Raw genomic sequence first — 10,098 nt, forward strand, 5'->3', positions numbered from 1 at the left:
TCAGCTAAAAGAGTTGTGGCTGATCCACCGCATTCGCGAGCAAGCCCGCTCCCACATTTTGATCCCGTTGACCTTCAGGATTTTGGCGGATTGACCTTCTGCACCAGCTCATAGGCACGCACCGTCGCCGGGCGTTGCTTGATGTGGTTGAACCAGCGTTCTACATGTGGGAAGTCTTCCAGCTTCTGGCTCTGCCACTTGTGGGAAACGATCCACGGGTAGATCGCCATGTCGGCAATGCTGTATTCCTCGCCGGCCACGAACGTGCGGTCGGCCAGGCGCCGGTCCAGCACGCCATACAGGCGGGCGGTCTCATCCACATAGCGTTTGATCGCGTAGGGAATCTTTTCCGGGGCGAACTGGCTGAAGTGGTGATTCTGGCCGGCCATCGGGCCCAGGCCACCCATTTGCCAGAACAGCCATTGCAGCGCTTCCTGACGACCACGCAGGTCCTGGGGAATGAACTTGCCGGTTTTTTCCGCGAGGTACAGCAGGATCGCACCGGATTCGAACAGGGAAATCGGCGCGCCGCCGTCGGTCGGGTTCTGATCGACGATGGCCGGGATGCGGTTATTGGGGGCGATCTTCAGGAAGTCGGGCTTGAACTGATCGCCCTGGCCGATGTTGATCGGGTGTACCTCGTAAGGCAGGCCGGCTTCTTCCAGGAACAACGACACTTTGTGACCGTTGGGGGTGGTCCAGTAATACAGGTCGATCATGAAGCTCTCCAAGGGTGGTGACGCTTGAGCGAATGCCTGTAGGTATAGGTGATGTTAGGGTGACGAAAATTCAATGAAACATTTGGGTCTATCGATATGGAAATTCGTGCGGGCGCAGCGTTGATTCTGATTGACCAGCAAAAAGGCATTCACCATCCCAGGCTGGGACGGCGCAATAATCCGCACGCCGAGGCGCGCATGCAGGCGTTGCTGGCGCATTGGCGGCGCGAAGGCTGGCCGGTGATTCATGTGCAGCATCTGTCCCATTCGCCGGAATCGGTGTTCTGGCCGCAGCAGTCGGGGGTGGAGTTTCAGGATGCATTTATTCCGCAGGCGGGTGAGCAGTTGATCCAGAAACGGGTGCCGGACGCATTTTGTGGGACGGGGCTGGAAGCGAGGTTGCATGAGGCCGGGCTTCGGCAAGTGGTGCTGGTGGGCGTGGCCACCCATAACTCGGTGGAGGCCACGGCCCGCAGTGCCGGCAACCTGGGGTTTGAGACGTGGGTTATCGAAGATGCCTGCTACACCTTCGACAAGGCGGACTTTTTCGGGCAGATGCATTCGGCGCAGGCGGTACATGCCATGTCGTTGGGCAACCTGCACGGCGAGTACGCCACAGTGATTTCCTCCAAACAGTTGCTGGAGTGACCGTTGTGGCGAGGGAGCTTGCTCCCGCTGGACCAGGCTGGAGCTCCAGTGCGAAGCGCTCCCGAGTGCCTCACCTCAGTCCGCCTGAAGACGCGCGTGCACAGATTTTGGGGCTGCTACGCAGCCCAACGGGAGCAAGCTCCCTCGCCACAGAGGATCTAAGCCACCGCGCCGTCCACCAACACCTGCAACGTTTGTTGTGAGCATCGCTCGATGCGTACCCGCACACCATAGACTTCGGCAAACAGCGCCGTATCCAGCACGTCATCCGCCGCGCCACTGGCGTACAGCCGGCCCTGGCGCAGCACCGCGATATGGTCGGCATAGCGCGCCGCGAGGTTGATGTCGTGCAGCACCACCACGGCGATCAGGTTGTGTTCCCGCACCAGGTCGCGCACGCAATCCATGACCTTCAACTGGTAGTTCAAGTCCAGCGCACTGGTGGGTTCATCCAGCAGCATCACCTGTGGCCGGCGCGCAATCAGTTGCGCCAGGCTGACCAGTTGCCGCTGGCCGCCGGATAACGTGCTCAATAGCTGATCCGCCAGATGAGCGATGCCAATCCTTTGCAACGCATCAAAGGCCTCGCGCATGCACGCGTCGCTTGAAAGCGCAATGCCCTCGACGTTCGCCACCCGCAGCGCCGCGATCACGCTTTCCATCACACTCAGGCTCAAGCCCGGCGGAAGGTTTTGCGGCATATAGGTCACACGCCGGGCGCGTTCACCGACGGACATTTTCGTCAGGTCCAGGTCACCCAATCTGACAACGCCCTGCATCTTTTCCAGCCCCGCCACCGCCCGCAGCAACGTCGACTTGCCCGCACCGTTCGGCCCGATCAACGCGGTCAAACTGCCGTGGGCCAGGGTTGGCAAGCTCAGGTCATGCACAATCTGGCGCCGGCCATAGCTGACCTGGGCGTTCTGAATCGACAGCCCGCTGCTCATAACTGCCTCCCGCGCTTGAACACCAGCAACACGAAAATCGGCACGCCCACCAGCGCGGTGACGATACCCACGGGTACGATCACCCCGGGCATGATCAGTTTGCTGGCGATGGATGACAGCGACAACAGTAACGCGCCGACAAGCGCGCTGGCCGGTAGCAGGAAGCGCTGGTCTTCACCCACCAGAATCCGCGCGATGTGCGGACCCACCAGGCCGATAAATCCGATGGTTCCCACAAACGCCACGGCGGTGGCCGACAGCAGGCTGATGCGCAACAACGAGAAAAACCGCAGGCGCTTCACATCGACACCGAAGCTTTGCGCGCGGTCTTCGCCCATGCGCAACAGGGTCAGGCGTGGCGCGGCCGCGAAGGAAAAGGGCATGACCACGGCGACCACCAACGCGAGGATGCCGAGCTTGTCCCAGTTGGCCCGGGTCACGCTGCCCAGGGTCCAGAACACCAGTTGTTGCAGCACATCTTCGGTGGCGACCAGTTGCAACAGGGCGACCACCGCGTTGCAACTGAACACCAGGGCAATCCCGAACAGCACCAGGCTTTCCACCCCGGCACCGCGCAGGCGCGACATGGCTTGCAGCAAAAAGACCGAGGCGGCGGCAAACACAAAGGCTGAAATGGAAATCGCCGTATTGGCCGACACCCACAGCGTCGTCACCGGAAACACAATCACCAGGGACGCGCCCAACGCCGCCGCCGAGGAAACCCCCAGGGTGAATGGACTGGCGAGCGGGTTGTTAAGGATCGCCTGCATCTCGGCGCCCGCCAGCGACAGCGCGCAACCGACCAACACCGCCATCAAGGCGTAGGGCAGGCGCACGTTCCAGATGATCACCTGGTCGGTGGCGCTCAGGTGGGCCGGGTGCAGCAAGCCATCGAGCAGGGCGCCAAGGCCCATGCCCGACGGGCCGCTGGCCAGGTCCACGAGGATCGCGCACATCAGCGCGCCACCCAGCAGGGCCAGCAGCCAGCAACGACGCGCGAGCAGGCGGCGATAGCCTTGGCTGGCGGTGGCGAGGTCGAGGGTTTGAGTGGTCATTGGATTTGCAGCCTTGAAAACGACGAAAATCCCTGCCGGTACACGGTCAGTGTGGGAGCTGGCTTGCCTGCGATGGCGATGGTGAATCCAACACCGCTATCGCAGGCAAGCCAGCTCCCACAGGAACCGTGTACAGGCAGGGAATGGGTTGTGAGCCTTAGTTACTTGGCCTTGCCATCAATCCAGTAAGCACCCTGCAGCGGCATGCCGAGGAACTGTTGGTTCATCGCTTCCATGGTCGCCTTGGGATCCAGCTTGGCGAACAATTCCGGATGCACCCACTTGGCCAGCGCTTCAATCGCCAGCAGGTTGTACGGCGAGTTGTAGAAGTCATGCCACAGACCGTGGGAATTGCCCTCACGAATCGCCCGAAGGTTCACAAACTCAGGGCGGGCCAGCACGGTATCAAACGCGGCACGCGCGTCTTCGTTGCTCACGCCAGCACCCAGAATCAACCCGGGCTTGTGATTGCCGGTGGCCACATACACATCCGGGTCAGCTTTCAGCGCGTACTCGACACTGATATCTCCCAGCGCCCCCGGCACCACGTCGGCGGCGATGTTGCGCCCGCCCACCAGCTTGATCACTTCACCCATGCCGCTCTTGCCAGTGGTGTGCCCCGGTGCCTGCCAGGCGCCGGCCAGCAATTCCAGGAACACGCTCGGGCGCGGCCCGGCCGGCAAGGTGGCGACGGCGTCGGTGATCACCTTGATGTGCTGGTCATAAAAGTCGAGGAACGCCTTGGCCTGGGTTTCCCGGCCCAGGGCCTGGCCCAGGGCGGTCATGCTGGCGTGGGTGCCTTGCACCGGGTTGATGCGGAAGTCGACGAACAACACTGCAATGCCCGCCTTGGCCAACACGTCCGCCACCGGGCTGTGTTCAGTCGGGCCATGGCCGGAAATGCTGAACACCGCCAGGTCCGGTTTCAGCGAAAGAATTTCCTCGGCGCTGACGCTTTGCTCCGACGCCTGGCCAATCAGCGGAATGTCTTTTACCGTCGGAAATTTCGCCACGTAGGCGTTATAGGTGTGGGCGTCCAACAGTTTCAAGTCATTCTGCCAGCCGACAACCCGTTGGAATGGCGCGTCCTTGTCCAGCAAGGCAAAGGCCGAAATCAGCCGGCCTTCGCCGAGCACCACGCGCTGCACGTGGTCTGGCACCTCGACCTTGCGGCCCAGCACGTCGGTGACTTCATGGGCGGCGGCGGTTTCGGCGTGGCCGAGGATCAGCACGGCAAACAGTGCGCCCAGCTTGAGGAAGTTGCGGGGTTTCAGCATGGCGAGAACTCCAGGTGAAGGCGGCGCATCAGACATCGCTCCAGCGCCGCAAAAGGTTGTGATAGGCGCCGCTCAGTTGCAGCAATGCGTGGTCGTCGGCGTGTTGCGCGGTGAGGCGTTGAATCGCCACGTCCATGTCCAGCAGCAGTTGGCGCTGACTGTCTTCGCGCACCAGGCTTTCGATCCAGAAGAAACTGGCGATGCGCTCGCCGCGGGTGACCGGGTTGATCTTGTGCAAACTGCTGCCGGGATAAATCAGCAGGTGCCCGGCGGGCAGCTTCACCGCGTGCTCGCCGAAGGTGTCGCGGATCACCAGTTCGCCGCCGTCGTAGCTGGCCGGATCAGCCAGGAACAAGGTGGCGGAGATGTCGGTGCGCACCCGTTCGCGCACACCCTTGAGGCCGCGAATCGCATTGTCGATATGCCAGTCGAAGGCCTCGCCGCCGCTGTAGCGGTTGAACAGCGGCGGGTAGATTTTCTTCGGCAGGGCGGCGGACATGAACAGCGCGTTGTCCGACAGCCGCGACAGAATCTGCTCACCCAGGCGAATCGCTACCGGCGCGTCTTCCGACAGCTGCCGGTTGTTTTTCGCCCTGGCCGAGCGTTGCCCGGCGGTGACCTTGCCGTCGACCCACGGTTGATCGAGCAGGGTGGCGACGGCCACCTCGACTTCTTCGGCACTCAACAGGCCGGGGATTTCGATCAGCACGGCTTAAAACTCATAGTCGACACTGGCGGTGAGCGTGCGCCCGGCGCCCGGAATGCCGTAGAGCTGGAAGCCGTCCAGGGACGCGCCGATCTGGCTGTAGTAGAACTTGTTAAACACGTTGTTCAGGTTGAGATTGACCGTGGTTTGCCTGGTCACTTTGTATTGCGCAGCCACGTTGTTGAGCCAGTAGCCGGGGGCCTTTTCGTGGTCGCGGGTGTAGATCGCGTACACGCCGGACGGGCCGGTGGCGTAGCTGCTGTTGTTGTTCAGGCCGCCGACGTATTTGTTGTCGCTGTAGCGGCGGCGTCCTACGTATTGCGCGCCGTAACTCAGGCTCAGGTCGTCGGTGACGGCGTAGGTGGTCCACAGGTTGGCGGTCAGGTCGGGAACGTTCTTGGCTTCCTCGCCTTTGTTGGCCCCTTTGGTCTGGGTGCTTTTCAGCGCGGAGAACCCGCTGTACACCGTCCAGCGCGGGCTGATATTGCCTTGCAGGCCCAGTTCCACACCGTCTACGCGCTTGGCGGGGAGGGCGCGTACCGGAGCGCTTTCGCCGTCCTGGTATTCCCAGGAGTTGTCCAGTTCGGTGCGGAAGATCGCGGCGGTGACGTTCAGCAGGTCGTGGGCAATGTCCCACTTGGTGCCGATCTCGTAGGTCTTCGACTTGGCCGGGGTGTAGTTGCTGGTGCTCGCGGCGCCGTAGATCTGGTTGTTGGTCGACGCGCCCAGGGCTGACGGTTGTGCCGCTTCGCTGTAGGACACGTAGATGCTGCCGTTAGGCAACGGCTTGTACACCGCGCCGACCCGGCCGCTCACGGCACCGTCGGTGCTGTCGATGGACGCTTGGCCACGCTGGGTGGTTTTGGCCTGCCAGTTGTCGTAGCGCAGGGAGCCGAGCACTTGCCACTGTTCATTCAGGGTGACGGTATCGCCCAGGTAGATGCCGGCGTTGTCGATCACTGAGCGTGGCTGGCCTTCACCCTTGGTCACTTCGTTGCTGGCGAAGCTGTGGTTCGGGTCGTTCATGTCGAAGAACAGATCGCCGGCCGGCACTTCGGCGTTGCGTTTCAGGCCGCCGTAGGTCTCGTGATAGAACTCGAGCCCGCTGACCACCGCGTGTTCCAGCCCGCCGGTATTGAGCTTGAAGGCGAAGTCGGTCTGGTTGTCGAGGATGGTATAGCGCGTCGACTGGCCGAAGTCGCTCCCTCGCAAAATACCGTAGGCGGTGTTACCGCTGTTGGCGTATCCCGGGTAGGCATTTACCGTGCTGCCGGGCACTTGGCTGATCGGTCCTACGCCGGTGTAGCCCAAGGTCGCACAGCGCGTGCCGGTGCAGGTTTTTTGGCCATTGCCGTTGGCGGCGAAGAAGCGCGCGGGCGAGAGCACCGCGAAGTTGTCGGTACGCTCCCACTTGGTCTGGTTCTTCAGGGTCGCTTCGTTCCAGTCGAAATCATGCTCGAAGCGGGTGGTCAGCGAAGTGGTTTTGGTCTGCTGGGTGTACAGGTGCGAGTCGCCATACCAGTTGGAGCGCTTGACTCCCGGCATGCGGTCGCCGTCGGTGCCGCGCTGGATCGGCACACCGCCGTCCGGCGTGTTGTCGTCCTTCTGGTAGAAGGTGTCGATAAACAGGCGGGTGTCGGTGCCCAGGCCGAAGCCGAGGGAGGTCGCGATGCCCCAGCGGTCGTAGTCCACGTCGTCACGCTCGGCCACCTGGTTGTAGTGCTTCATCAGGTTGATGCGCAGGGCGGTGGTGTCATTCAGTTGTTGGTTGAAATCGCCGGTGAGGCGGCGGTAGCTGTCGGTGCCGATGCCGGCCGAGAGTTTGTTGGCATCCCCCAGATGCGCCTCTTTACTCACCAGGTTGACGCTGCCGCCTACCGCGGAAACGCCGGATTCGATCGAGCCGGTGCCCTTGAACACTTCTGCCTGTTGCAGGTTGAAGGTGTCGGTGCGGGTCGATTGGCCGGCATCGCGCACACCGTCGACGGTCAGGCTCTGCTCCGAGGAAAACCCGCGAATCGAAAACAGGTCGCCCCAGCCCAGGTTGCCTTCGCCGGACATGAAGGTGATGCCCGGCACGTTGCGCAACACTTCCTGCAAGGTCTGCGCGTTTTGCTCCTTGAGCACTTGCTGCGGGACGATGGTTACGCTTTGCGGGGCATCAAGCAGCGGCTGGCTGATTTTTGCCGAGGTCACCCGGTCGACTTTAAAGGCGGAAGTGGCTTCACCGTCGATCTTGATTTCCGGCAGGCTCAGCACTGAATCATTCGACGCCGCCACCGGCGCATCGGCCCAGGCGGTGGGAGAAACGCTGCCGGCGGCAAGCAGGCCGAACATCGGCGCAAGGGTAGATTGCAGCGACAGGGCGCGAGGGGTAGGCAATGGCATTCGGAGTGACCTAGGCTAAATTACAATTAATCTCATTTAGATTCGGTAGTCTAAAGACCGATACCGGCCGCCATGACGTGGCTTTGTAATGTGGATGCGTGATTACCGCTTCCCACAACATTCCATTACATTTGCGCGTACTCCTGGCTGAAGTTTCGGCTATCTCCTGCCTTTTGAGTTTCGGACGAATTGCCCCATGGCCAAGCAAGACCACCTGCTGATCGTTGATGACGACCCGCAAATCCGCCAATTGCTGTGCGACTACCTGAGTGACGCCGGCTTCCAGGTGTCCACCGCCGGCGACGGCAAGGAAATGCGCCGCCGCCTGGCGCTGAATGTCATCGACCTGATCGTCCTCGACCTGATGTTGCCCGGCGAAGACGGCCTGAGTTTGTGCCGCGAATTGCGCGTCAGCTCCAACACGCCGGTGATCATGCTCACCGCCAAGGGCACGCTGATCGACCGGATCGTCGGCCTGGAAATCGGCGCCGACGATTACCTGCCCAAGCCGTTCGACCCGCGGGAGTTGCTGGTGCGGATCAAGGTGGTGCTGCGCCGGGTGCAGAGTTTTCCGGACCGGGCGCGGCTCGATGAAGCACCGAGCATCAGCTTTGCCGGCTGGCAGCTGGACACCCGGGCCCGCCAATTGCTTTCGCCGGAAGGCGTGGTGGTCAGCCTCGGCAACTCCGATTACCGGGTGTTGCGCCTGTTGTTGCAGCATCCCAACCGGCCGCTGAGCCGCGACTTTTTGCTCAACCACGTGTTCGACAAAGACAGCACGCCGTTCGACCGCTCGATTGATGTGTGCGTCAGCCGACTGCGCTCGCAGTTGCCGGCCGGTTTGATCAAGACCGTGCGCAACGAGGGTTACATGCTCACCGCCGACGACGTGGCGCTGCAATCGTGAAACTGCTGCCGCGTTCGCTGTTCGGCCGGCTGGTGCTGATTCTGGTCAGCGGCATGCTCGCGGCCCAGGCCCTGACCAGCAGCATCTGGTACGACATGCGCCACGGCCAGGTGCTGGAAATCCCCAGCCGGCTGATCGCCACGCGGCTGGCGGACGTGGTGCGGCTGGTACACAGCGATCCGGCGCATGCGGATCTGCTGATCAAGCTGCTTGATACGCCGCGCTTTCGCCTGACCCTGAGTGACCAGGCCAGTGATGTGACAAGCAGCATCAGCGACAGCGACCAGGCCACCGAGCGCTTGCTGAATAAAGTGCTCTCGGAGAAAACCGGCTACACCCAGAACCTGCATCTGTTGAGCCTCAAGTTGCTGGATGCCGAGGGCCAGCATGCCGGGCTGTCGACTCTGCTCAGCTCCAGGCCTGTGGTGGGGCAATTCCTGATTGACCTGCGTTTGCCGGACGGGCGCTGGCTGCAGGTGCAGGCCACCGAAGAACAAGGCTGGACCAGTACTTCGCCGATGGACTTGCTGTTCGATTACGTGATGCGCATTTATCTGCTGCGGGTATTGGTGCTGGTGATCATTGCCCTGGTGGCGGTGCGCCTGGCCATTCGCCCGCTCAACGCCCTGGCCAAGGCTGCCGAAGCCTTGGGCCGGGACATCCAGCGGCCACCGCTGGCCCTCGATGGGCCCACCGAAGTGCGCCGCGCCGCCCAGGCGTTCAACGCCATGCAGCAGCGGCTGATCGCCAATATCGCCGAGCGCACGCGCTTCCTGGCGGCGATTTCCCACGACCTGCGCTCGCCCATTACGCGCCTGCGGTTACGTACGGAAATGCTCGACGACAACCGCACCAAAGAACGTTTTCGCAGCGACCTGGAAGAAATGGAGCACATGGTTTCCAGCACCCTGGACTTCGTCAGCAGCGGCGAAATCAACGAGAAGCGCCAGAACATCGACATCAACGCCTTGCTGCAAAGCTTGCAGGCGGACCTGCAGGACGTGGGCGAGACGGTGACGATAGAAGGGCGGGCCAAACAGCCATTGCCGGGGTATGCCCGCAGTCTCAAGCGTTGCGTGCAGAACCTGCTGGAGAACGCGGTGCGTTATGGCTCCGAGGTGGTGGTGCGGGTAGAGGACAAGGCGGACAGCTTGAAGATTGTCATCAGCGACCGTGGGCCGGGGATTCCCCAGGAACAACTGGAACAGGTGATGGAGCCGTTTTACCGGGTGGAAGGCTCACGCAATGTGGAAACCGGTGGTTACGGGCTGGGGCTGAGTATCGCGCATACGATCGCCAGTGCCCATGACGGGCGGTTGGGCTTGAGCAATCGGGAGGGTGGGGGGTTGGAGGTGGTGTTGGAGTTTCAGCGCAAATCCTGGCCTTGAAATGCAGGCTAAATGTGGGAGCGGGCTTGCTCGCGAAAGCGGTGTATCAGTAACAGAGAGGTT

General features: G+C 61.9%; 9 protein-coding genes. 3 read left to right on the forward strand and 6 right to left on the reverse strand.

Going from position 1 to position 10,098, the window contains the following annotated elements:
- Window positions 1-74 precede the first annotated feature (74 nt).
- Window positions 75-719 carry a glutathione binding-like protein gene (locus ACW9I6_RS26365; protein ID WP_003213676.1) on the reverse strand — a complete coding sequence of 215 codons (645 nt, stop codon included), beginning with the start codon at window positions 717-719 and terminating at the stop codon, window positions 75-77.
- 96 nt (window positions 720-815) lie between these two features.
- Here ACW9I6_RS26365 and ACW9I6_RS26370 point away from each other — a divergent pair, with 96 nt between their 5' ends.
- Complete coding sequence (locus tag ACW9I6_RS26370) at window positions 816-1,367, forward strand: cysteine hydrolase family protein (protein WP_134325841.1); 552 nt, start codon at window positions 816-818, stop codon at window positions 1,365-1,367.
- Between the two features lie 158 nt (window positions 1,368-1,525).
- On the opposite strand, the gene ACW9I6_RS26375 is transcribed toward ACW9I6_RS26370, so the two are convergent.
- The 5 genes from ACW9I6_RS26375 to ACW9I6_RS26395 all read right to left on the reverse strand — a co-directional run bounded on the left by ACW9I6_RS26375 (window position 1,526) and on the right by ACW9I6_RS26395 (window position 7,740).
- A complete protein-coding gene (locus ACW9I6_RS26375; RefSeq protein ID WP_008432120.1) occupies window positions 1,526-2,314 on the reverse strand; it encodes an ABC transporter ATP-binding protein in 789 nt (262 codons plus the stop codon).
- Complete coding sequence (locus ACW9I6_RS26380; protein WP_134325843.1) at window positions 2,311-3,369, reverse strand: FecCD family ABC transporter permease; 1,059 nt, start codon at window positions 3,367-3,369, stop codon at window positions 2,311-2,313. Before ACW9I6_RS26380 ends, ACW9I6_RS26375 begins: the two co-directional genes overlap by 4 nt.
- Window positions 3,370-3,530: 161 nt before the next feature.
- Window positions 3,531-4,646: an ABC transporter substrate-binding protein gene (locus tag ACW9I6_RS26385; protein ID WP_457340018.1), complete on the reverse strand. Its 1,116-nt coding sequence runs from the start codon at window positions 4,644-4,646 to the stop codon at window positions 3,531-3,533.
- A 28-nt stretch (window positions 4,647-4,674) separates the two neighbouring features.
- Window positions 4,675-5,355, reverse strand: a complete 681-nt coding sequence (locus ACW9I6_RS26390) for a Fe2+-dependent dioxygenase (protein WP_457340019.1) — start codon at window positions 5,353-5,355, stop codon at window positions 4,675-4,677.
- A gap of 3 nt (window positions 5,356-5,358) precedes the next feature.
- Entirely contained in the window at window positions 5,359-7,740 is a 2,382-nt protein-coding gene (locus ACW9I6_RS26395; protein ID WP_102606218.1) for a TonB-dependent receptor, read from the reverse strand.
- Window positions 7,741-7,936: 196 nt separating this feature from the next.
- On the opposite strand from ACW9I6_RS26395, the gene ACW9I6_RS26400 reads away from it, so the two are divergent.
- Entirely contained in the window at window positions 7,937-8,647 is a 711-nt protein-coding gene (locus ACW9I6_RS26400; RefSeq protein ID WP_003213692.1) for a response regulator, read from the forward strand.
- Window positions 8,644-10,035, forward strand: coding sequence for an ATP-binding protein (locus tag ACW9I6_RS26405; protein WP_457340020.1), 1,392 nt, complete (start codon window positions 8,644-8,646; stop codon window positions 10,033-10,035). Before ACW9I6_RS26400 ends, ACW9I6_RS26405 begins: the two co-directional genes overlap by 4 nt.
- Window positions 10,036-10,098 lie beyond the last annotated feature (63 nt).

Source organism: Pseudomonas sp. SDO5522_S412, from assembly GCF_054071215.1.